The organism is Ruminococcus sp. AM26-12LB, assembly GCF_003480785.1.
Lineage (GTDB): Bacteria > Bacillota > Clostridia > Lachnospirales > Lachnospiraceae > Blautia_A > Blautia_A fusiformis.
The window spans coordinates 77,939-101,569 of record NZ_QUJX01000007.1 but is presented as its reverse complement, the minus strand read 5'-3'; the positions used below and the strand labels follow the sequence as shown (position 1 = coordinate 101,569).

Genomic DNA, 23,631 nt, shown 5'->3' with positions numbered 1-23,631 from the left:
AAGCCATGAAAAAACTGAAAGCTGCTATTGTAGGCTGCGGCCGTATTTCCGTCTCTTATGCGGATGCATTCCATCGTCTCAGCGATGAAGTAGAATTAGCATATGCCGTTGACAAAGATCCAGCTCTTGCCAAAGCCTTTGCAGAGGAATTTAACTGTTCCTGGACTACGGACTTTGATGAGATCCTGGATAAGGATATTGATGTGGTACATCTCTGTCTGCCGCATTTCCTGCACCCGGTCATGGCCATCAAAGCCATGAAAGCCGGCATTAACGTCCTTACCGAAAAGCCCATTGCCACCTGTCTTCAGGATGCAGACAGAATGATCCGTACCGCCGAAGAAACTCATGTAAAGCTGGGCGTTATCTTCCAGACCCGTTACACAAAAAGTGTAGAAAAGCTCCGCGAAATGATCCAGCGGGGTGATTTCGGAAAAATCCTTACCGCACGTTCCTATCTGACCTGGAACCGTCCGCTCGACTATTACAGCGGAAGTGACTGGAAGGGAACATGGGACAAAGAGGGCGGCGGTGTTCTCATCGACCAGGCGATCCACAGCATTGATCGTGTTCGATATATGCTGGATTCCGATGTGGAATGGATCGACGGAAGTGTTCATAATTATGTTCATCATTTTGTAAAAGTGGAGGATGCCGCAGACGCTGCTATCATGTTTAAAAACGGCTGTCTTTACAATCTCTATGCCTGCAACATTTACGGAGCCGATTCCCCGATCAATATTGAACTGATCGGAGAAAAAGGACGCCTGGGTCTTAAGCAGGACATGGGCTATTACGAGCTGGACGGCACCTATGCCGAGATCCGAAACACTTATGAGACCACAAATGTGGGCCCTGATTACTGGGGAAGCAGCCATCACCTGCAGATCCGTGACTTCTACCGTTCTGTCCGTGAGGATCTTCCTGTTGCCATCGACGGACTGGAAGGCAGAAAAACCCTTGAAATGGTAAAGGGCATCTACCTTTCCTCTGCCAGAAGAGAACGCATCTCTCTCCCCTTTGAGGATGTAACCTACAGTGATCTGAACCAGCCGGTGAAATAACTACGTCACTATTCTGTAACTATAAAAAACGGATGCTTTATCTCCTGCAGCATTTCCACAGGAGGATAAAGCATCCGTTTTTAATATTCTTATATTTATAATGTCTTTGAAAGAAACTCTCGAAGTCTCTTATTCTTTGGATTTGCAAAGAATTCCTTAGGAGAATTTTCTTCCTGGATCTTTCCTTCATCAATGAAGAGGACTCTGGTTGCCACCTCGCGGGCAAAGCCCATCTCATGAGTTACCACAACCATGGTCATGCCGGATCTTGCAAGCTCCTGCATCAGTTCCAGGACCTCTCCTACCATCTCCGGATCAAGAGCAGATGTAGGCTCATCAAACAGCATCACGTCCGGGTTCATGGCAAGAGATCTTGCAATGGCGATACGCTGCTTCTGACCGCCGGAAAGCATGTCCGGATAGGAATCTGCCTTATCCGGAAGACCTACTCGCTCCAGAAGCTCCAGTGCCGTTTTTTCAGCCTCTTCCTTACTCATAAGATTCAGAGTCACAGGTGCGAGCATAATGTTCTCTTTTACTGTCTTATGTGGAAAAAGATTAAACTGCTGGAATACCATTCCGATCTTCTGACGATGACGGTTGATATCCACCTTGGAATCTGTGATGTCGGTTCCCTCAAAGAGGATTTTTCCCCCGGTCGGCTCCTCAAGGAGATTCAGGGAACGGAGGAATGTAGATTTACCACAGCCGGATGGTCCGATAATGGCTACTACTTCACCTCTGCGGATCTGTGTGGTGATCCCGTTGAGAACCTGATTGCCGCCATAGGCCTTTTCAAGTCCCTGTACATCCAGAAGCACTTCATTACTTACGCTCATTGGTTCTCAGCCTCCTTTCAAGTCTTCCTACCAGATAGGTAAGGAAGCAAACGATCACAAGATAGATCGCAGCTACTACCAGCAGCGGGAACAGTGCACTGTAGGTCTGGCTTCGGATAATGTCTCCGCCACGGGTCAGATCCATAAGTCCGATATAACCACTGATGGATGTCTCCTTCAAAAGTACGATCAGCTCGTTTCCAAGGGCCGGCAGGATGTTCTTGACCGCCTGCGGAAGAATGATCTTGATCATAGTCTGTGTATAGTTAAGACCCAGGCTCCGTCCTGCCTCAAACTGTCCCTGATCAATAGACATGATACCGGAACGGACGATCTCAGCCACGTATGCAGCAGAGTTCATACCAAAGGCGATAATGGCAACAACTATCTTACCCGGATCTATGGTTGCAAAAATAACATAAAATACGATCAGCAGCTGTACCATCGTTGGGGTGCCACGGATCACAGTCAGATAAACACGACAGATCACATTAAGGATCTTAAGCTTACCTGTCTTATCATGTGTAGAACGGACAATAGCAATGACAAATCCCAGAAAAATACCAAGAAGTACAGCAAAAAAAGTAATGATGATGGTATTTTTCAGACCGGACAAAATGAACTGCCAGCGATTGTCGTCCAGAAAGTTAAACTGAAACTGTTCAATAAGACTCAAAATTTCCACCCTTTCCAAAACTACAGGTTCCGAAATCCGGAAAACATACCCGGATATCCGGAACCTGATCATTCGCTACTGAACCCTGCAACGAATATCTGTTTCTCAGCTTATCCGTTCAGAATCCTCTGATTTCTCTGTGCAAAATTATTTCTTTACAATAACAACCTGCTCTGCAGTTGTGTACGGATCAGTGAAATCAACGCTCTTTTTACGATCCTCTGTTACTGTCATTCCTGCAGCACCGAAATCAGCTTTTCCGGATTTAACAGAATTTACGATCGCATCAAACTCCATATCCTCGACCTTCAGCTCATATCCAAGCTTGTCGCAGACAGCCTGAGCGATATCAACATCAATACCTACGATCTTATCTCCGTCATAGTATTCGTATGGCTGGAAGGTTGCGTTTGTTGCCATGGTAAGAGTTCCCTTGGAGTGATCTGCATCCTTAGGAGTCTCATACGGTGTCTTACCTGCATCATCACCGATGTAGTTATCTCTGATGGAATCCAGAGTTCCGTCATCCTTCAGCTCCTTCAGCGCTTCGTTGAACTCTTTGGTAAGGTCTGCATTATCTTTGGAAAGACAGATTGCATACTCCTCTTTATCAAAAATATCCTCAACGATCTCAAGATCATCGTTTTTCTCAACAAATTTCTTAGCAGGCTCGCTGTCGATCACTACGCAGTCAATCTTACCCTGTTTCAGAGCCATAACAGCGTCATTACCTTTGTTGTATCTCTCTACTGTTGCGTCTTTAACCTCTGTAGCGTCTGCATCACCGGTTGTTCCAAGCTGAACACCGATCTTCTTACCCTCCAGATCATCTGCGCTCTTGATCTCATCTGCTGCAAAAACAGCGGATGTCATAGAAACTGTCATAGCTGCTGCAAGTGCAAGTGCCATAAATTTTCTCTTCATTTTTTCTTCCTCCTGAATTCTATGTACTTTACGTTAACTGTCTCTCTGCTTGTGTCAGTCCAATTCGTAATGTACAGCATAATTATACATCTCCATGCATATTACTTTGTTTTATGATACCATGTTTCTGACAAAATGCAAGCACATAAAATCCATAAATACGAAAATCCACTTCTAATTTACCGGAATTCCACAGGGAAAATTCACTTTTCGATAACAATTGTCCAATATACTATACTATTAAAGGCAACAAATGGAAAAAACCTGCGTGTTTTTTCCATGGGGTCTTGTGTTCCAACAGAAAAAACAAGTATAATATTCAGAAACAAGAGGAGGTTACTATTATGAAATTCACGAAAATGCACGGCATTGGAAACGATTATGTATATGTAAACTGTTTCGAGGAAACTGTTAAGGATCCGGCCGCAGTGGCAAAATTTGTCAGCGACCGTCATTTTGGCATTGGTTCCGATGGTCTGATCCTGATCCGCCCGTCTGAGATTGCAGACTGCGAGATGGATATGTACAATCTGGACGGCTCTCAGGGTGCCATGTGCGGAAACGGTATCCGCTGCGTTGCCAAATATGTCTATGACCACGGCATTGTGGACAAAACTTCTTTAAGCATCGCCACAAGAAGCGGTATCAAATATGTGGATCTTACTATCCGCGACGGCAAGGCCTCCATGGTAAAAGTCAACATGGGCTCCCCGATTCTCACTGCAAAAGAGATCCCGGTGGTTGCCGAAACCGAGCAGGTGATCGACGCTCCCATCACCGTCGACGGAAAAGAATATCACATGACCGCAGTTTCCATGGGTAATCCTCATGCCATCATCTACGTAGACGATGTGAACAGCCTTGACCTGGAAAAGATCGGCCCGTCCTTTGAAAATCACGTATGCTTCCCGGACAGAGTCAACACTGAGTTTGTTCAGGTGATCGACCGCCACACCGTAAAGATGCGTGTATGGGAGCGTGGCTCCGGAGAAACCCTTGCCTGCGGCACAGGCGCCTGCGCAGTTACGGTAGCTTCCATCCTCAATGACAAGGTTGACGGCAGCAAACCGGTTACTGTACAGCTTCTTGGCGGAGACTTAAACATCTCCTGGGAAAGAGATGAAAACCTTGTATATATGACAGGACCTGCAACTACGGTGTTTGACGGAGAGATCGATCTTGGATTTTTAGGTGAATAAATGAAAAAGGGGCTGTCGCATTAGCAAATATTTTTGCTGGGCGGCAGCCCCGTTTTATGCCAAAATGGCATCGAAATTGATTACCATTTTGATGCCATTCTTTACAAGCGCAGTTCGTCCCTAAGCATCCCTTTCAGCATGCCTTATTTCAAACTGTTTTATTTTCAATTATCAAAATCTATGCCTTTTTTAATGCAAAAAGGTGACTTCCCGTCCTTCCTGTCTGAATCTTACAATGAAGTTTATTGATATTTCGCCCCATCGCTAAAAGGATACTTTCTGCCAAGGCATTTACCTTTCCACGGTACAGGTATCTCCGAAAGTTCATGTCTTCTTTCACATCAGCAAAAGAACCTTCCGCCTGAATACTTCGGTTCATCCGGAGCATAGTCCCATACTCACTCGTGATCCGTTCCAGATCTTCTGCACGCTTCTGACTCATCGTCTTTGAGACCATCAACACTTTATTGCGTTTTTCCATAGGCGTTTTGCAGTTGTTCCCTTTGATACATTCTGTTTTATAAGGACAGCCAGTACAGTCTGAACATCTGTAATAAGTTTTTATACTGACATATCCACTCGTCGTTTTACTTCTCCGTTCATTTGTGACAGTCAGTTCTCTTCCATTCCGGCAGATGTAACTGTCCCTGTCCGCATGATACTCCATATTTTCCCTTCTGCTAATGTCCTTTTTGTATTTTCGTGTTTTTGAGATCTCATAGTTCTGTGGCTTTATGTAGGCAGTCTGTCCGTTGCTTTCAATGAAAAGATAGTTTTCTTCACTTTCGTACCCGGCATCTGCAACAATTTCTGAATACTTAAATCCCAGGTAGCTCTCCATATCTTTCAAAAAAGGAATCAGGGTACGTGTATCGGTGGGGCGCGGGCTGATATCAATCCATGTGATGTATTCTGAATCCACTCCATGCTGAATGTTATACGCAGGCTTTAACTGTCCGTTCAGCATCGCGTCCTCTTTCATTCTCATGAAGGTGGCATCGGGATCTGTTTTGGAATAACTGTTTCTGTCCCCAAGCGTATACAGTTTTTTCGTATATTCCTTTAGTTTCTCCAGATACCAATCCAGTTGTTCCAGAGATTTCTGTAACTGTGTTTTTCTCCGGCCGGTTCCATGTACAAACACGATTTCTTCCTGTATTTTGATACGGCATAACTGCTTTTTTAACCGCTTTAAGGTGTGTATGGATATACTATCATGATATACCGTTTTCATTCCATAGAGTTCTTCACATTCAGCCACAAAAGAAGACAGTTTCGTGTATAACCGGGCCTGATTTTTTGTAATAGCCTTTTTCCATACAAATGTATACTTATTGGCCGCAGATTCGATCTTTGTGCCATCAATAAAAATGGTCTTCCCCGAAATCTCACCCAAAAGATAGAGCAGATCTGACATTTGTGCAAGCAACGTCTTTGCACAGACAGAAAAGTGAAGAGAGATAAAACGCGCGATCGTTGCATGGTCAGGAGCCGGCATACCTTCCAGGAGATACATGAAGTTGATATCCCGTTTACATGCTTTTCTGATATCGCGGCTTGAATAGATCCGATTCATTGCTGCATAGATAACAAGTTTCAGAATCTGACGCGGTGTTGCCTGATTTTTTCTGATCCTGCCGTAAGTTTTATACAGTTCAGAAAGGTCCATTTCCTCCACAAAGGCACTTACCAGACGAACCGGATCATCAGATGGAATAGAAATCTCTAAATCTAGCGGAAGTTTGATTTGATAATACAGAGAAAATGAGGTATAATTTCTCTGTATTATTTTGTTTAGTAGCATAAACTAATTATACCACAAGCGCCGGGCTTTTCGAAGTCCGGCGTTTTGTGTTGAATATAAAATGAGCTGCCGCACGTTAGTGCGACAGCCCCTGCATATTATACTTTTCAGATAAATACCAGAACCCTCTCCACGATAAACACCGCCGCACACGCCAGCAGGGCTACTGTGATCAGGCTTTTTTCCTTATATGCAGCAATAAGTGCTACCAGGAAACCTGCTGCACCGGAGATGATGCTGTCTGTGGCCTTCAGGATGGCCGGGAAGGTCATGGCTGCCAGACAGGCATATGGCACATAATACAGAAAGGACTTGATAAACGGGCTTCTGATCTCGTTTTTTGCAAGAGCAAGGGGCAGCATACGGATGAGATAGGTGACAATTGCCATCACCAGGATATAAAGATATACATTATGACTCATGAACGGCTTCCCCTTTCTCTTCCAGCGGGCAGAAATAAGCTGCCAGGCCTGCTACCAGAAGTGTTGTGATAATGATCATAAATCCGGATGATACCTGTTTTAACACCGGTGTCACCGCAAAAACAGTACTGACTGCCATGGATGCCACAACCACCCCAAGAACCGGTCTGCTCTTTTTGGACGGCGGGATGATGATGGCCAGGAACATTCCGTAAATGGCAACGCTCAACGCACTAAGCATAAAATCCGGCAAAAGGCTTCCGGAGATTCCTCCTGCCAGAGTTCCAAGAGTCCATCCGGGAATTGCCACGCACATGGCTCCGTAATTATAAAATACGCTGACCTTTCCCTCCTGGGCCGCACTGATCCCGAAAATTTCATCGGTGATACCAAAAGCAGCGATGTATTTCAGGATACCGGACTCCTCACGCCGGAATTTCTGGGACAGGGAAAATGACATCAGGCAGTATCTCAGGTTGATGATCAGCTGGGTCATTGCCATCTCCCACATGGAGCCTCCCGCAAAAATAATGTCCAGTCCCGCAAACTGACCGGCCGATGTCAGGTTGGTCAGGGAGATCAGAACTGCCTGCCAGATACGCAAGCCGCCGGCAACAGCCATCATGCCAAAGGTAAAGGATACCGCAAAATATCCAAGAGCGATGGGAACTCCATCCTTCATACCTTTTCTGAAACTTTCTCTTTTCATCGATTTCCTCCATTGTATGTACATTCCGTTATAAAACGCAACTATGAAAAGCACCTTTGCAGGCTTCTCCGATCTGTGCAGCGATCACCAGCGTCTCGTCTTACAGCGATCCAATAAATTAGTGCATCGCTATAGTTCGTTGTACATGTAAATAAGAGCGTGTCCGGAAACTTTTCTGCTTCCTGACACGCCCCTTTATTGTAGCATTGCCATATCAAAACTTCAATACTTCACAGCAAACACAGCTGTGCTTTTTCACCGATTTTATGCTTTTTCCACTATTTTATAGTAAGATCTGGCTGTCATGGAGTAGATCAGTCCATAGACCAGCGCAAAGGCCAGAACCGTTCCCGCAGTGCAGCCCACGTACAATTTTGTATTGGCCATTCCGAACAGCAGCAGGAGCCGGCGGATCAGCGGAAATGCCATGGAAATATGCACCATTGCCATCACAAGCGGGATAAAAAATACCAGAAGGATCTGTCTGCGGATAGCTCCTTTCACCTCTCTGCGGCTCATACCTACTTTCTGCATGATCTGGAACCTTCCCTGATCTTCGTAGCCCTCTGAGATCTGTTTGTAGTAAATGATCATCGCCGTTCCCATAAGGAACAGTGCTCCCAAAAAGATTCCAATAAACAGGATCGTTCCATTATCTACATAATACGTTTCGTACTCACTCTGGCGGACACCACCGATCACGATGGTATTCTCTGAAAAGCCACCGCTTCTGCAGTAATCTTTCAGTGCCTGATAAACAGCCTGGCCATACCGGATCTTTTCCTCCCCGCTGCCACGGATATCTACACCCAAATGAACTGTGAGATCTTTTCCAGCCTCGTAGGCATCAAGACCTTCATACATCTTTGTCCGAAGCCCGTCAATATACTCGAAATCGGAATCCGTCACAACAATTGCCGCCATATTGGATACCAGATTGTTCATGGCACTTAAAGGTGCTTTTTCCAGCCATTTTTTTACTGCAAAATCCCGGTCATCAATTTTTAATATGTCTTTTTCCTTTTCAGACGGATACCAGGCAAAGATCTCGCCGTCGTGAAGATCTGTTTTTTCACCGGTAAGTTTCTCATACTCAGACTGACGGATCGTATACAGATCTACGGATTTTCCATCTTCTGAGTAACTGTAAGCCTGTCCGATCATAATACCGTTTTTTTCCTGCCTGCAGCCGATCTCGAGATAAGTTTCGTCCACTGTTTTTTCTGCCGGCACCTGATCATTTTTGATTGCCTGTGCAAAAACTTTCTGAATCTGTTCACTCTGTTCCTGGCTGATGCCCGAAATCCTGGCATCCGTATCAAAAGGATACCGGTTCACCATGATGTCACCCATTCCAAAATACAGCGACACAGTCATAGAAAGAAGCAGGAGCACTCCTGTACTTAAAATACAGATGCTGGCCAGGCCTGCCGCATTTTGTTTCATACGATAGATCATGCCGGAGACACTGATAAAGTTGCCGGTTTTATAGTAGAACTTTTTGTTCTTTCGCAAAAGTTTCAGGATTACAATGCTTCCTGCGGTAAAAAGAAGATACGTTCCTGCCATAACCAGAATCACTGCCAGAAGAAAAATGAAAATTGCCTGGATTGGGGATTCCGTGGTTACTGCCAGATAATATCCCACTCCAAGAGAAATCATCCCCAGAAGTGCCATGAGCCATTTTGCCCGGGGCTCCTTCTCTCCTGTGTTTCCGCCTCTCAGAAGTTCTATGGGGTTATTCATCCTTACTCTGGTAAGATTCAGTGCCAGAATAACAAGAAAAATCCCTCCAAATCCTGCGATGCAAAACAGGATTCCTGTAATGGAAACATAAAATCCCAGCACTGCCGGAACATGAAGAAAACGGAAAAGCAAAAGCAGGGAGAGCTTGCTTCCAAGGATGCCAATCCCGATCCCTGCCGTCAGAGAAAGCAGCGAAGTCATGCTTGTTTCCAGAAACATCACTTTTCCGATATGGCCTTTTTCCAGTCCCAGAATGTTGTAAAGCCCGATTTCTTTCTGTCTGTGTTTCATGAGAAAACTGTTGCTGTAGATCAGAAAGATAACGCAGAAAATTCCAACAACCACTTCACCGGTTCCTACGATCATCCTCACTTCTGCTGCCTGGGGCACTGCTTTCTCCAATGTGGGACAGTCCCGCAGAAATTCCATCATATACATCATGGCAATGCAGAAAATGCAGGTAAGCATATAGGGAACATAGGTGCTCCGGTTATTCCGGATGTTCTGCACTGCCAGTTTTCCAAACATTCCTTTACGCATAGGTCTCACCGCCTGTCGTAAGGATCGTCAGGGTATCTGCAATCATCTGGTACATTTCCTGTCTTGTTTTTGTGCCACGGTAGATCTGGTGGAACACTTCGCCATCCTTGATAAAAAGTACTCTGGATGCGTGGCTGGCGGCCTGCGCGCTGTGAGTTACCATGAGAATGGTCTGGCCTTCCCGATTTACCTCATTGAACATGGAAAGAAGATCGGAGGCTGCACGGGAATCCAGGGCTCCGGTCGGTTCGTCCGCAAGGATCAGCTTCGGATCTGTGATCAGTGCCCTTGCAACTGCTGCTCTCTGCTTCTGTCCGCCGGAAACCTCGTAGGGGAATTTTTCCAGAAGCTGGTTGATGTGAAGGGCTTTTGCAATGGGACGGATCTTCTGCTCCATCTCCTGATAATCTTCCCCTGCCAGCACGAGAGGAAGATAAATATTGTCCCGGAGGCTGAAGGTGTCCAGAAGATTGAAATCCTGGAACACGAAGCCTAAGTTCTTCCGACGGAATGCGGAAATTTCTTTTTCTGTCAGGTGAGTAATGCTTTTTCCTTCCAGAAGCACTTCGCCGGATGTGGGGCGGTCCAGGGCTGCCAGAATATTCAGAAGTGTTGTTTTTCCGGAACCGGACTCTCCCATGATCGCCACATATTCTCCTTCTTCCACCGAAAATGTCACATTGAAAAGTGCCTGCACTTTATTTCCGCCGAAGCGGGTGCTGTATATCTTTTTTACATTTGTTACTTCCAGTAATGCCATACGCTAATTCCTTTCTTATCTGTATTTACAGCGATCCAGGGAGTCGTGCATCATGTTCTAAAGCGATCGAACCTGATGTAAGAATTACCCGAAACGCTATGTTATGGTTTCAGTATAAGAAAATTCTCCGGCGGCTGCCATCGAAGTGGCTTACATTTTACGGAGGAAGCTTACATTTGTGTAAGGTTAATACATCTCCAGATCTTTTTTCCACAGGCTCATCCGAACTTCCGTGCCTTTATCCACCTGGGAATCCACAGTGATCTCGTGACCCAGTTTTCTCAGGATCTTCCGGCTTAAATACAGACCGATCCCGGTAGCACGGTTGTCCTCCCGTCCATTGACGCCTGTGTAGCCTTTTTCGAAGATGCGCGGAAGATCCTCCGGCTGGATTCCGATGCCGGAGTCTGCGATGACCAGAGTTGCCGGGGCCGTATTACAAATCCCCGGAGCCGTATTCTGCTTCAAATTTGGATTCTCAGATACCCTGTTTCCACGCTCATCCTCCAGCCAGATTTCAATGCCGCCCGTTCTTGTATATTTCAACGCATTGGAAAGAATCTGTCCAATGACAAAACCAAGCCATTTTTCATCGGTAAGAACGATCGCATCTGTCCCCTCATATGATAACGAAAGCTTTTTTGACACAAAGATCCCTGCGTATTTATGGATCTGCTCCCGGATGATCCGATCCAGCGAGCATCGGGTCAGCTTCAGATCGGCGGACATGTCCTCCGTGCGAAGGTAGCCCAACACCATCTCCACATACTGTTCAATGCGAAAAAGCTGTGCCCCGGACTCCCGGTTCTCCTCCGGCTCCTCCCGAAGCAGCAGGCGTAGAGCAAAGATCGGCGTCTTGATCTGATGTGCCCACATAGTGTAGTAATCGGTCATTTCTTCCAGAGAACGCTGCCGTTCTGTCTCCGCACCCATCCGCATGCCGTCCAGTTTCCGGATGATATCCCTGTAAAGAAGCTCCACCTCATCGGTGGTCTCGCCCAGCCGGTCCAGATTAATCTCCGGAGCTTTTTCCACCAGGATTAAGTTCTGCACCTTCTGTCTGTAACAGGCATAACCGTATAAAAAAACGGCAGCTCCTGCTCCCAGCCACAGAACTGCCAGATAGACCGCCGCCTCCAGGGGAAGCTGGTACAGGCAGATCACTGCTGTCGACACAGCCGCCATAAAAACACAGGCGATGAAAAAAATTTTTGTCTGTTTTAAATATGCTCGAAATGATTCCATAAAAACCTCACACCATATATCCAAGACCTTTTCGCGTGATGATAAAATCCACAAGGCCTGCCGCCTCCAGTTTTTTGCGAAGGCGTGTAATGTTTACGGTCAGGGTGTTGTCATCCACAAAGCTGTCACTTTCCCACAGTTTTGTCATAATGGCATCTCTGGATACCGGTTTCCCTGCCTGGGAAAAAAGCAGTTCCAGGATACGCAGTTCATTTCTGGTCAGTTCCGTCTCCTCCCCGTTCCAGGTCAGTGTCGCTCTGGAAAGATTGAGAACCGCGCCTTTATGTTCCAGGACATTTCCCGGGTTTCCGAAGGAATAGGTTCTGCGGAGGATTGCCTGGATCTTGGCCACCAGTACGTCCATATCAAAAGGCTTGGCAATAAAGTCATCGGCTCCACGGCTCATGGCCATGACCATGTTCATGTTATCCGCTGCGGAGGAGATGAAGATCACCGGCACCTGGGAAACCTTTCGGATTTCCTCACACCAGTGAAAGCCATTATAAAATGGAAGTTTCAGATCCAGAAGAACAAGCTGAGGATCTTTCCCCGCAAATTCCTGCAGTATATTGGAAAAATCCTCAGCCAGAAAAACGTCATATCCCCAGGAACTGAGATGCTTTTTCAGAAGATTCGCGATTGTTTCGTCATCTTCTACAATAAAAATACGATACTTCATTCCTGTTTGTCCCTTTTATGCGATTGATTACGCCTCTGCTTCTCCATCCGGATCTACCAGGCGGTTCAGAACCTGGAATCCATTGTTACGGAGAACACTCTCTGCAACCAGAAGATCCTCACAGTGCATGATCGCTACCGGAACTTTCAGGCCTCTGTGGAAGAAGGTGTAGATGTAATGAAGGTTTACGTTGCTGTCGCCCATGACACTAAGAAGCTTGTCTAACCCACCGATCTCATCCTGAAGGTCTACCAGGATAGCCTGTGTGATACGAGTCATGTATCCATGCTCAGCCATGATCTCATCTGCTCTTTCCGGATTGTCGCATACCATACGGAAGTTTGCAAACTCCGGTGCGTCAAAGCAGCCGAAACCGTAGATATCGATCTGATTCTCTGCAAGAATCTTTGTAACTTTCTGAAGACTGCCTGGAGTGTTTTCTACGAAGACGATGTTCTGTTTTACCATAATAATTTTCCTCTTTTCTGTTATTCTTTTTTATTTTCTTTTTTTATTTTAGCATGAAATTTGGTGGAAGTGAATCCCTTCCCCAGCGGGGCCCTTCCGGGATGGAGCGTTTTGCGTATACATTCATACATTAAAGCGTAACGCTTTTAATCATTAAATTCAGGTATAAGTATACCCATCTCGACATGAAATGTCAACCATCTTTTCCAGGCCCCAAATCTCAAACATAAAATATCATAACATAAAATTCCCAATATAAAAAAGGCCAGACACACATCCAACAGACATGCGTCCAGCCATCCATTTTTTACTTACAGTTATTTTGGCAAAAAACTCAATCCAACTCTTCGTCTACATACTTCTGTATATTAGAAGCATTCACATACTTCCTAACCTTCGCCCCGTCAGTAATGACAAGCGTCGGGGCCTGACGGATCCCATACTGCTTGACAAGCTCGGGATTCTGCTCAGCATCGATAATCTCCAGCTCTTCGCCTTCCAGCATTTTCTTTGCCATACGGCAGTTCGGACAAGTGCTAGTCGTAAAAAGATATTTATGAGATTCCACAGGCTGGATCTCCACCTCGTCACCCTTCATGGTCATCACACTGGTATGGACCTTTTTCAGCTGGGAATGGGTAATATCATAGAGGGTACGGTTCTTGTACTCCTGGGTCTTACCATCGTTCCAGTTCTGTACAGGACGGTAATATCCTGTGATACGGCTGTAAACCTCAGCCTTCTTTCCACATTTCGGGCAGGTGAAATGCTCGCCGCTGATGTAGCCATGCTCCTGACATACAGAATAGGTCGGTGAGATGGTGTAATAGGGCAGGCGATAATTCTCTGCGATCTTACGTACCAACGCTGCCGCTGCCTTCCAGTCCGGAAGCTTCTCCCCAAGGAATGCATGGAATACGGTTCCTGAAGTATACAGAGTCTGCAGATCGTCCTGAATATCCAGTGCGTCAAAAATATCCGCAGTGTAATCAACCGGCAGATGAGAGCTGTTTGTGTAATACGGAGTGTCGCCCTCTTTTCCCGCTGTTTTGATATCCGGATAACGGCTTCTGTCGTGTTTGGCAAGACGGTATGCAGTGGACTCTGCCGGTGTTGCCTCCAGATTGAAAAGCTCTCCCGGATACTGCTCCTGATAGTCTGAAAGACGGCTTCTCATATGCTCCAGAACCTCTTTTGTAAACTTCTGGGTTTCCGGATCTGTCATGTCTTTTTTCAGCCAGCAGGCATTTAAGCCCGCTTCGTTCATTCCCACAAGACCGATGGTGGAAAAATGATTGTCAAAGCTTCCAAGATATCTCTTCGTGTACGGATACAGTCCCTCATCCAGAAGCCTACTGATCACATCTCTCTTGATATGAAGAGATCTTGCGGAGATATCCATCATGTGGTCCAGGCGCTGATAAAATTCCTTCGGCGTTCTGGAAAGATATGCGATACGCGGCATATTGATGGTAACAACGCCTACAGAGCCTGTGCTCTCACCGGAGCCAAAGAATCCACCACTCTTTTTGCGGAGCTCACGGAGATCCAGGCGGAGGCGGCAGCACATGCTGCGGATGTCGCTTGGCTTCATATCACTGTTGATATAATTGGAAAAATACGGAGTACCGTACTTGGAAGTCATCTCAAAGAGAAGACGGTTGTTCTCGGTATCAGACCAGTCGAATTCCTTTGTGATGGAATAGGTCGGAATCGGATACTGGAATCCACGTCCGTTGGCATCTCCCTCGATCATGGTCTCGATAAATGCCTTATTGACCATATCCATTTCTTTCTTACAGTCTTTGTATTTGAAATCCATGTCCTTGCCGCCTACGATAGCCGGAAGCTCTGCAAGGTCGTCTGGAACGGTCCAGTCCAGTGTAATGTTGGAAAATGGTGCCTGAGTGCCCCAGCGGCTTGGAGTATTTACGCCATATACAAAGGACTCAATGCATTTCTTAACCTCCGGATAGGAAAGGTTGTCTGCCTTTACAAAAGGTGCCAGATAAGTATCAAAGGATGAAAATGCCTGTGCGCCCGCCCACTCGTTCTGCATGATACCCAGGAAATTCACCATCTGGTTGCAGAGTACACTTAAATGCTTTGCAGGTGCAGAAGTGATCTTACCCTCAATACCACCAAGTCCCTCTCGGATCAGCTGCTTCAGGGACCAGCCTGCACAGTAACCGGTCAGCATGGACAGATCATGGATATGGATATCTGCATTTCTGTGTGCATCTGCGATCTCGTTGTCGTAGATCTCAGACAGCCAGTAGTTTGCGGTAACTGCTCCGGAGTTGCTTAAGATCAGACCTCCTACAGAATAAGTAACCGTTGAGTTCTCCTTTACACGCCAGTCCTCAACCTTTACATAGCTGTTTACAATCTCTTTATAGTCAAGGATGGTGGATTTCATATTGCGGATCTTCTCACGCTGCTTACGATAAAGGATATACGCCTTGGCAACATCAGAATATCCGGCCTGGATCAGTACGTTCTCCACACTGTCCTGGATATCCTCAACAGAAATCCGGTTGTTCTCGATCTTATTCTGAAAATCCGCTGTAACACGAAGTCCCAGAAGATCGATCATATCCGAACTGTAATTCTTACCTTTGGCATCAAATGCCTTATCAATTGCCGCGGTGATCTTCCCCATTTTAAATTCGTCTAATTCACCGTCTCTTTTTACTACCTGAAACATAAGAAAATGCCTCCCTCATGCATTTATTTATAAGCGGATATTCCATTCCGCCTCACTTGCCTGCTTACGAACACACTCCGTTTCACAATCTGTGTTCAAAGCGCTGTAGGCTTATTGTATCAGACACGCCTCTTTGCGTCAACATAAAAAGTACCATATATAGTGCCCGTTTTGTTCACGGTACTATATATGGTACTGAGTAGATATTTTAACATTATGTGACTTTCGGATAGATTTCCCGCGGAACTCTTGCTTTTACAGCAATCCCTCCTTCGGTATACTCTTCCGAAAGAAGCTGTCCATACTCACGGATCAGCTGGATCTGACCGGCCTCCGAATAAGGAAAAAGCCGTTCCATATAAATCTGTCCTTCTGCCAGTATCTCAGAAAGAAGCTGCTTAAATTCCTCAAGCCCCTCTCCTGTCCGTGCGGAAATCTTCAGCGTATGGTCTGCCCGGAGATCCCGGAAGCTCTCCCCGGAAACACGGTCCTGCTTGTTAAAAAGTGTGATCGTCTTTTTTCCCAGAGCACCAAGCTCTTTCAGGGTTTCATATACGATATGCATCTGTATCTCCGCCTGAGGATTGGATGCATCTACCACATGAATGATATAATCCGCATATTTGGCTTCCTCCAGAGTACTCTTGAAGGCTTCCACCAGATTGTGGGGAAGCTTGCGGATAAAGCCTACGGTATCCGTAAGAAGAAGCTGCTGTCCGTCATCCAGTGTCAGAAGACGGGTAGTCGGATCCAGTGTGGCAAACAGCTTATCCTCCGAAAGCACTGAAGCGCCTGTCAGTGTATTCAGAAGCGTTGACTTTCCTGCATTGGTATAGCCGACAATGGCTGCTGTCTTCAGATTTCCCACAGCTCTTCTGGAACGGATCAGCTCTCTGTGCTTTTCCACCTGGGAAAGCTCCTGCTTCAGTGCGGAAATCCTGTTCCGGATCAGACGACGGTCTGTCTCCAGCTTTTTCTCACCGGGGCCTCTGGTTCCGATTCCTCCTCCAAGTCGCGAAAGAGAAGAACGTAGTCCCACAAGACGTGCAGACCGGTAACGAAGCTGTGCAAGCTCTACCTGAATCTTGCCTTCACTTGTGACGGCACGCTTCGCAAAAATGTCAAGGATCAGCAGGGTACGATCCATAACCTTGCACTCCAGCTCCCGCTCCAGATTATTCATCTGGGCAGGAGAAAGCTCATCGTCACAGATCACACCATTGGCATCCAGGGCATAGAGAAGACCTTTTACCTCTTCGATCTTGCCTTTTCCGATATAGGTGCCCGGATGTACGGCCTCACGATTCTGAATGATCCTGCCTGCAACCGCCGCACCTGCCGTAGCCGCAAGTTCTCCAAGCTCATCCAGGGATTCCTCCATGTCATCCCCCCGATCTGCCTGGACACCGATCAGGATAACCCTGTCCTGTATTTCCTCAAAATATTCCATATCAGCCCTCCGAAGACGTTCTGGTTTTCAGAAAAGCCCGCTCTTTTTTTGCAGCGGAATCTTCAGGGAACATCTCAATATATTCCTGGACCTTGGTCAGTGCAGTAGCAAAATCCAGCTTTTTTTCATAGGCTACGATCTCATTGAACAGAAGACTCTGCATCTCGTCTGTGGTAGCTGTCGGAAGGCCTTTTGTGATGTTATCAAGAGCGGAATCATAATCTCCGCTTCGGATATCGCACAGTGCCAGACCATTATAGCCCTTGGCGGAATCACCCACTGCGGAAATATACTGCTTGTACATTGCCTGGGCATTTTCCACATCATCCTGGGCCAGATATACCATTCCCAGAAGAAGCAATGCTTCCGTATTATCCTTCTTGGTTGCTTCCAGAAGCTCTTTTTTTGCGTTGCTGTAGTCTTCCATATAGTAGTAGACACGGCCTCTGTCACAGTGGTCCTGGGCATCTTTGGCCTCAGAAGAAAGAGCAGCTTCCAGATATCTGGTTCCGTCCGCTTCCATATCCTTGTCCAGATATGCCTCATAGATCTCGATCGCCATATCATAGGTGGAATCTTCTCCATAGGCCTGTTTGAAGTTAGATGCGGCTTCTTCGTAGGAATCCATGGCAAGGGCAACCTTTCCGGTGAGGAAATAACTGCCTGCATCCATGGAAAAATCTTCTCCAAGTGTCTGGCAGTCTGCCATGGCATCCTCGTATTTTCCAGACTTCAGCTCTGCAGTAGCCCGGTAGGACAGGATATCCTTACGAAGGCTTTTGCTTACTTTATCGCAGTTCAGAGCTTCCGTGAAGCTATTCACCGCATCCTCATATTTGCCAAGACGCAAGCTTGCGATACCTGCCCCGCGATAGGACTGTGCCAGCTTCACTCCGTTCTGGATAGAGCTCTGGTACTCCTCCAGGGCATACTTGTAGCTTCCCTGGGAAAGATCCTTTCCGGCCTGTTCATATATTTTTGTTTTTTCACTGCCACAGCCGCCCAGAAGCAAGGCTCCTGTAACGGCTGCAAGAATCAATACGGTCTTTGTTTTTTTCATGGAATTCCTTATTCTACAACAAGCCCTTCGGCTTCCATCACATCAACAACACTATCTACATATTTATGGCAGAGATCATCCGTTCCCGCTTCTACCATAACACGGATCAGCGGCTCTGTACCACTCTCACGTACCAGGATACGTCCGTCATCACCAAGTGCCTCTGCGGCTGCCTCAATGGCTGCTTTTACCTTTTCGTTCTCCAGTGCTGTTTTCTTGTCGGAAACACGCACATTCCGGAGAAGCTGCGGATAAACCTTCATCTCCTTTGCAAGGTCGCAGAGTGTGGCCTTCTGATCCACACATGCCTCCATGATCATAAGAGAAGTCAGGATCCCGTCACCGGTAGCGGAATAGCGGCTGAAGATGATATGTCCGGACTGTTCACCACCGATACTGTAATTGTTTTCCATCATGTTCTCGGCAACGTATTTATCACCAACTGCAGTCTGCTCATAGTCGATGCCTTCACGCTCCAGAGACTTGTAAAGACCAAGATTGGACATAACGGTTGTTACAACTGTATTTCCGTTGAGCTGGCCTTTCTCTCTTAAATATTTGCCGCACACATACATGATCTTATCACCGTCAATGATGTTTCCGCGGTGGTCTACGGCGATACAGCGGTCTGCATCACCATCGTATGCAAAACCGATATCCAAGCCTTTATCTACCACGAACTGTCTCAGAACTTCAATGTGTGTGGAACCGCAGCCACGGTTAATGTTGGTTCCGTTTGGCTCATTGTTGATCACATAGGTTTTTGCACGAAGTGCGTCAAAAACGCTCTTGGCAATGGCGGATGAGCTTCCGTTGGAGCAATCCAGCCCAACCTTGATATTTTTGAAATCATGGCATGGGATAGAGATCAGATGTCCGATATAACGGTTTCTTCCGGATGCAAAATCCACAGTACAGCCGATATCTTCTCCGGTTGCCAGCGGAAGCTCCTCGATCTCGCCGTCCAGATATGCCTCGATACGTGCTTCAATATCTGCGGAAATCTTCTGTCCGTTCTCATTAAGGACCTTGATTCCATTATCATTAAACGGATTATGGCTTGCGGAAATCATGATACCGCAGTCAAAATCTTCTGTACGTACCACATAGGATACACTTGGAGTTGTGGTCACATGAAGCAGATAGGCATCTGCTCCGGATGCGGTAAGTCCTGCCGCAAGGGCATACTCAAACATGTAACTGCTTCTTCTTGTATCCTTGCCGATCACGATCTTCGCCTTGTGATCTCTGCCGTAATACCAGCCGAGATAACGTCCCACGCGAAATGCATGATCTGCTGTAAGTTTTACATTTGCTTCACCACGAAAACCATCTGTTCCGAAATATTTACCCATAATGTTCTCCTTTATTACTGATACAGTCCTTCCGGATAAACGCCGTCATCTGTAAGTTTTTTGAATGCAGCCTGTACAGATGCCTTATCCTCCTGATAGGTAACACCGAACCACTCGTCCTTTGTCTCAAGAACATCTACCGCTGCTTTTCCGGAATGGATCAGCTGGTCGATAAGCTCAGGAAGAAGATACTCTTTTTTGATGTCTCCCTCTTTGATCCCACCAAGGAACTCAACGAAGCCTTTCTCAAGGATCTCCATAAATTCCGGTGTCAGTCCCCACATATTCATGGAAACAAGGCTCTTTGTATCCAGTGTTTCTGCTGTACCATCGTCATTTCTTGTCTCTGCGCCGTCTGCTGTCTTGAAGATGTTATGTGTCTCTGTAACGCCCACAAGCTTGCCATCCTCAATATGGCACACTCCTCTTGTGACGCTTCCGTTGTCACTTAATGTATTTCCAAGGCGGAAACCTGCCATGCAGATGTGCATCGGGCCATCCTGCGGATGATCCTGTACCAGGTAGTCATGCACCTTTACGTAGGCTTCTTTTCCGTAGTAGTCATCTGCATTGATAACAGCGAATGGCTCGGAAAGGACTTTCTTTGCTGCCAGTACAGCGTGTCCGGTTCCCCATGGCTTGGTACGGTCCGCCGGTTTTGTAAAATTGCCCGGAAGATCGTCGATCTCCTGGAATGCATAAGCAACTTCTGTAATGTTGGAGATACGGTCTCCGATCACTTTTTTGAATTCATCTTCAAGGTCTTTGCGGATGATAAATACGACCTTGTTGAATCCTGCCTCCAGTGCATCATGGATGGAATAGTCCATAATGATCTCGCCCTTCGGGCCTACCGGTGCAAGCTGCTTGATTCCTTTTCCAAAACGGCTGCCGATACCGGCTGCCATGATCACCAGTGCTGTCTTTTTCATTTTCGTTTCCTCCTGATTTATTATAATTTTTTGAACTCTGTAGCTGTAATCAGCGCTTACTCCTGTTCATTCAGCTTTGTCAGCTTTACTGCCTGGTCTGCTGCGATCAGACTGTCAATGATCTCATCCAGATCTCCGTTAAGGATATTCTCAAGACGATGAAGGGTAAGCTTGATCCTGTGGTCTGTTACACGTCCCTGAGGGAAGTTGTAGGTACGGATCTTCTCGGAGCGGTCACCTGTACCGATCTGGCTTCTCCTTGCCTCTGCCTCAGCGTCATGCTGCTTGGCAAGCTCCATCTCATACAGACGGGAACGGAGCACACGAAGTGCTTTATCCTTGTTCTTAAGCTGAGACTTCTCATCCTGGCAGGAAATCACGATTCCTGTAGGGATATGAGTAAGACGTACTGCGGAGTCTGTGGTGTTGACACACTGACCACCGTTTCCGGATGCACGGAACACATCGAATTTACACTCATTGAGATCCAGATGGAAATCAATTTCTTCCGCCTCCGGCATGATCGCTACCGTACAGGTAGAGGTATGGATCCTTCCGCCGGACTCTGTCTCCGGTACTCGCTGTACACGGTGAACACCGCTTTCGTATTTCAGTCTGGAATATGCACCCTCACCCTTGATCATGAAGGTAACCTCCTTAAAGCCGCCGATGCCGTTCTCATTGAGGCTGAGCATCTCGGTTTTCCAGCGGCGGGACTCCGCGTATTTCACATACATACGATAAATCTCTGCTGCAAAAAGTGCTGCCTCATCACCGCCTGCACCTCCACGGATCTCAACGATAACGTTCTTGCTGTCGTTAGGGTCCTTCGGAAGAAGAAGGATCTTCAGCTCATGCTCCAGCTCCTCCACTCTCTTTTTTGCATCGGAAAGCTCTTCCTTCAGCATTTCACGCATCTCTTCGTCCTTCTCGCTCTCCAGCATGGAAAGACTGTCCTCGATGGTTTCCTTATTTTTCTTATATTCTTTATATGCGTCAACGATTGGCTGCAGGTCGCTCTGCTCCTTCATCAGCTTCTGAAAATGTGCCGGATCGTCGGTTACTCCCGGTTCTCCCAGCTCATTGAGAAGCTCTTCAAAACGTACCAGCAGATCATCCAGTTTATCAAACATGTATTTCCTCCTGTTTCTGTCCAAGCACCACACGGTCAAGGCCCGGCAGATCCTTTACGATCTGAACCCCGGTAAAACCGGCTGCTTTCATCATTGTACTGACCGCCTCCCCCTGGGTGCAGCCGATCTCATACAGAAGCCATCCTCCTGGTTTCAGGTACCTTCCGGCCTCTGCTGTGATCTTTCTGTAAAAATAAAGCCCGTCTTCCATTCCGTCAAGGGCCTTCCTCGGATCATGAAGGCGGACTTCTTCCATCAGTGTTTCAATTTCTTCTGTTGCGATATAAGGCGGGTTTGAAATAAGGATATCATATTTCCCACTATCTTTTCCACCTTTTTCACAAAAATACGGTGCCGAGAACAGATCGCTTTCCACAAAATCCGCCCGGTTCTCCACCTTTAGAATACCTGCATTCTTTTTTGCCACTTCCAGTGCTTCCGGTGAAACATCCACACCGGTCCCACAGGCATCCTGCCGTTCCAGAAGAAGGCTGAGCAGGATGCAGCCGGAGCCGGTACACATATCCAGGATCTCCGGTTTTTCCACATCCCCAAGGTGTTTCAATGCCTCTTCCACCAGAGTCTCCGTATCCTGTCTCGGGATCAGCACGTTTTCGTTTACATAAAACTCATAGCCCATAAAAAAAGCCTGATGAGTCAGCTGCTGTACAGGAATATGTCCTGCCCGCCTGTCGATCAGCGTAAGATACTCTGCTGCGGTCTCATCAGACACCGGTTCATCTCCATGCGCAAAATAATATGCCCGATTCTTTCCGGTCTTAAATTCCAGAAGGAGCCAGGCATCCAGCCCGGCTTCTTCCAATCCGTTATCTTTCAGTATTGTTGTTCCTTTTTTCAGAAGGGACTCAAGAGTCTGCATTTTCTGTCTCCTCTGTCTCATATGGGATGTCCAGGTCAAATTCCTCTTTCAGATAGGCTCTCCAATCAAAAACAGCCTCAACTGCTTTGATGGCTACCTCTGCCATATCTGCAGTAGGCTCCTTTGTGGTGAATTTCTGCATGGCAAGACCTGGTTTACTCATAATGCCCGCAAATTTACTGTCTGTTCTTCCTGCCCACTGGATGATCTCAAAGGAAATCCCCGCAACTACCGGTACCATGAGAAGTCTTCCCAGCAGTCTCACCCAGTAAAACGGCACCGCCACAAACACAAAATGCAGCACAATACTTACCAGCATGACCAGAAACAGAAAGCTTGTTCCACAGCGCTTATGAAGCCTAGAGCTCTTTAACACATTCTCTACCGTCAGAGGCAGACCATGCTCCACACAGTTGATACATTTGTGCTCCGCACCGTGATACATAAATGTCCTCTGGATATCCTTCATTCTGGAAATCAGGAACATATATCCCATAAACAGTGCCAGCTTCACAAAGGCTTCCATTATGGTGACCAGAAATTCCGAAGCACCTACCCCTCGGATCAAACTAGCCAGTACATACGGAAGAAACATAAAAGCAGCCACAGAAACCACCATGGAGGTAGCTACCGTAATGTAAAGAAGCCACTTGAACTGCTTATCCTCTTTGGCTTTCTTTGCAGAACGCTCTTCTTCTGTAAGCTGCTCATTCTTCCTGGCTGTTTCCTCATCTTCCTCGTCTCCTGCGATCTCCGCAGAATACATCAGGCATTTCGTGCCTACCACAAGAGAATCCACAAAGCTTACCACACCACGGATGATCGGTTTCTTCAGAAATGCGTGATTTCCGAAGATACATTTATAATCCTCTACCTTCAGCTCGATCTCCTGGTCCGGGCGGCGCACTGCGATAGAATATTTGTCCTTGTGGCGCATCATGATGCCTTCCATGACCGCCTGTCCGCCGATATTCGATGATCTCATTCATTCTCTCCTGTGCAAATTAAAAATTTTTCAGTTAAAGAAAGGTTGAGATTT

At 46.6% G+C, this 23,631-nt stretch carries 21 protein-coding genes; 2 read left to right on the top strand and 19 right to left on the bottom strand.

The features are described 5' to 3' along the window. The first annotated feature begins 5 nt into the window (after positions 1-5). The gene (locus DW694_RS06830) at positions 6-1,064 is read left to right on the top strand and encodes a Gfo/Idh/MocA family oxidoreductase (protein WP_022426867.1); all 1,059 of its coding nucleotides are present in this window, start codon (positions 6-8) and stop codon (positions 1,062-1,064) included. A 95-nt stretch (positions 1,065-1,159) separates the two neighbouring features. On the opposite strand, the gene DW694_RS06825 is transcribed toward DW694_RS06830, so the two are convergent. The 3 genes from DW694_RS06825 to DW694_RS06815 all read right to left on the bottom strand — a co-directional run bounded on the left by DW694_RS06825 (position 1,160) and on the right by DW694_RS06815 (position 3,503). Next, the gene (locus tag DW694_RS06825) at positions 1,160-1,903 is read right to left on the bottom strand and encodes an amino acid ABC transporter ATP-binding protein (RefSeq protein ID WP_021651603.1); all 744 of its coding nucleotides are present in this window, start codon (positions 1,901-1,903) and stop codon (positions 1,160-1,162) included. Further along, positions 1,890-2,579 carry an amino acid ABC transporter permease gene (locus tag DW694_RS06820; RefSeq protein WP_227574153.1) on the bottom strand — a complete coding sequence of 230 codons (690 nt, stop codon included), beginning with the start codon at positions 2,577-2,579 and terminating at the stop codon, positions 1,890-1,892. The genes DW694_RS06825 and DW694_RS06820 overlap by 14 nt, the downstream gene beginning before the upstream one ends. 147 nt (positions 2,580-2,726) lie before the next feature. Beyond that, on the bottom strand, positions 2,727-3,503 hold the full coding sequence (locus DW694_RS06815) for a transporter substrate-binding domain-containing protein (RefSeq protein WP_015526132.1): 777 nt from the start codon (positions 3,501-3,503) through the stop codon (positions 2,727-2,729). Positions 3,504-3,847: 344 nt separating this feature from the next. Between DW694_RS06815 and dapF the strand changes: the two genes are divergently transcribed. Then, on the top strand, positions 3,848-4,702 hold the full coding sequence (dapF, locus tag DW694_RS06810) for a diaminopimelate epimerase (RefSeq protein ID WP_015526134.1): 855 nt from the start codon (positions 3,848-3,850) through the stop codon (positions 4,700-4,702). 178 nt (positions 4,703-4,880) lie between these two features. On the opposite strand, the gene DW694_RS06805 is transcribed toward dapF, so the two are convergent. The 16 genes from DW694_RS06805 to DW694_RS06730 form a co-directional block, all read right to left on the bottom strand. After that, the gene (locus DW694_RS06805; protein WP_118752740.1) at positions 4,881-6,506 is read right to left on the bottom strand and encodes an IS1182 family transposase; all 1,626 of its coding nucleotides are present in this window, start codon (positions 6,504-6,506) and stop codon (positions 4,881-4,883) included. Positions 6,507-6,613: 107 nt separating this feature from the next. Next, entirely contained in the window at positions 6,614-6,928 is a 315-nt protein-coding gene (locus tag DW694_RS06800; protein ID WP_015526135.1) for an AzlD domain-containing protein, read from the bottom strand. Beyond that, the gene (locus DW694_RS06795) at positions 6,918-7,637 is read right to left on the bottom strand and encodes an AzlC family ABC transporter permease (RefSeq protein ID WP_015526136.1); all 720 of its coding nucleotides are present in this window, start codon (positions 7,635-7,637) and stop codon (positions 6,918-6,920) included. Before DW694_RS06795 ends, DW694_RS06800 begins: the two co-directional genes overlap by 11 nt. A 264-nt stretch (positions 7,638-7,901) precedes the next feature. Next, positions 7,902-9,923 (bottom strand): ABC transporter permease, encoded by a 2,022-nt coding sequence (locus tag DW694_RS06790; protein ID WP_022426865.1) that lies wholly within the window; start codon positions 9,921-9,923, stop codon positions 7,902-7,904. Beyond that, positions 9,916-10,683, bottom strand: a complete 768-nt coding sequence (locus tag DW694_RS06785; RefSeq protein WP_015526139.1) for an ABC transporter ATP-binding protein — start codon at positions 10,681-10,683, stop codon at positions 9,916-9,918. Before DW694_RS06785 ends, DW694_RS06790 begins: the two co-directional genes overlap by 8 nt. 186 nt (positions 10,684-10,869) lie before the next feature. Further along, on the bottom strand, positions 10,870-11,928 hold the full coding sequence (locus tag DW694_RS06780) for a sensor histidine kinase (protein ID WP_022426864.1): 1,059 nt from the start codon (positions 11,926-11,928) through the stop codon (positions 10,870-10,872). A 7-nt stretch (positions 11,929-11,935) separates the two neighbouring features. Further along, the gene (locus DW694_RS06775) at positions 11,936-12,607 is read right to left on the bottom strand and encodes a response regulator transcription factor (protein WP_022426863.1); all 672 of its coding nucleotides are present in this window, start codon (positions 12,605-12,607) and stop codon (positions 11,936-11,938) included. Positions 12,608-12,634: 27 nt separating this feature from the next. Beyond that, on the bottom strand, positions 12,635-13,075 hold the full coding sequence (locus DW694_RS06770) for an ACT domain-containing protein (RefSeq protein WP_015526141.1): 441 nt from the start codon (positions 13,073-13,075) through the stop codon (positions 12,635-12,637). Positions 13,076-13,409: 334 nt separating this feature from the next. After that, on the bottom strand, positions 13,410-15,782 hold the full coding sequence (locus DW694_RS06765) for a ribonucleoside triphosphate reductase (RefSeq protein ID WP_118608152.1): 2,373 nt from the start codon (positions 15,780-15,782) through the stop codon (positions 13,410-13,412). A gap of 214 nt (positions 15,783-15,996) precedes the next feature. Continuing rightward, complete coding sequence (hflX, locus tag DW694_RS06760; RefSeq protein WP_118608153.1) at positions 15,997-17,232, bottom strand: GTPase HflX; 1,236 nt, start codon at positions 17,230-17,232, stop codon at positions 15,997-15,999. A gap of 1 nt (position 17,233) precedes the next feature. Then, positions 17,234-18,292 carry a tetratricopeptide repeat protein gene (locus tag DW694_RS06755; RefSeq protein WP_022426860.1) on the bottom strand — a complete coding sequence of 353 codons (1,059 nt, stop codon included), beginning with the start codon at positions 18,290-18,292 and terminating at the stop codon, positions 17,234-17,236. An 8-nt stretch (positions 18,293-18,300) separates the two neighbouring features. Then, positions 18,301-19,647 (bottom strand): phosphoglucosamine mutase, encoded by a 1,347-nt coding sequence (gene glmM, locus DW694_RS06750; RefSeq protein ID WP_015526146.1) that lies wholly within the window; start codon positions 19,645-19,647, stop codon positions 18,301-18,303. 14 nt (positions 19,648-19,661) lie between these two features. Further along, positions 19,662-20,579 carry a sugar phosphate nucleotidyltransferase gene (locus DW694_RS06745; protein WP_015526147.1) on the bottom strand — a complete coding sequence of 306 codons (918 nt, stop codon included), beginning with the start codon at positions 20,577-20,579 and terminating at the stop codon, positions 19,662-19,664. Between the two features lie 56 nt (positions 20,580-20,635). Beyond that, positions 20,636-21,712, bottom strand: a complete 1,077-nt coding sequence (prfA, locus tag DW694_RS06740) for a peptide chain release factor 1 (protein ID WP_015526148.1) — start codon at positions 21,710-21,712, stop codon at positions 20,636-20,638. Beyond that, positions 21,705-22,592: a peptide chain release factor N(5)-glutamine methyltransferase gene (gene prmC / locus DW694_RS06735; protein ID WP_022426857.1), complete on the bottom strand. Its 888-nt coding sequence runs from the start codon at positions 22,590-22,592 to the stop codon at positions 21,705-21,707. The genes prfA and prmC overlap by 8 nt, the downstream gene beginning before the upstream one ends. Beyond that, positions 22,579-23,577, bottom strand: coding sequence for a DUF1385 domain-containing protein (locus DW694_RS06730; protein WP_118752739.1), 999 nt, complete (start codon positions 23,575-23,577; stop codon positions 22,579-22,581). Before DW694_RS06730 ends, prmC begins: the two co-directional genes overlap by 14 nt. Between the last annotated feature and the right edge of the window lie 54 nt (positions 23,578-23,631).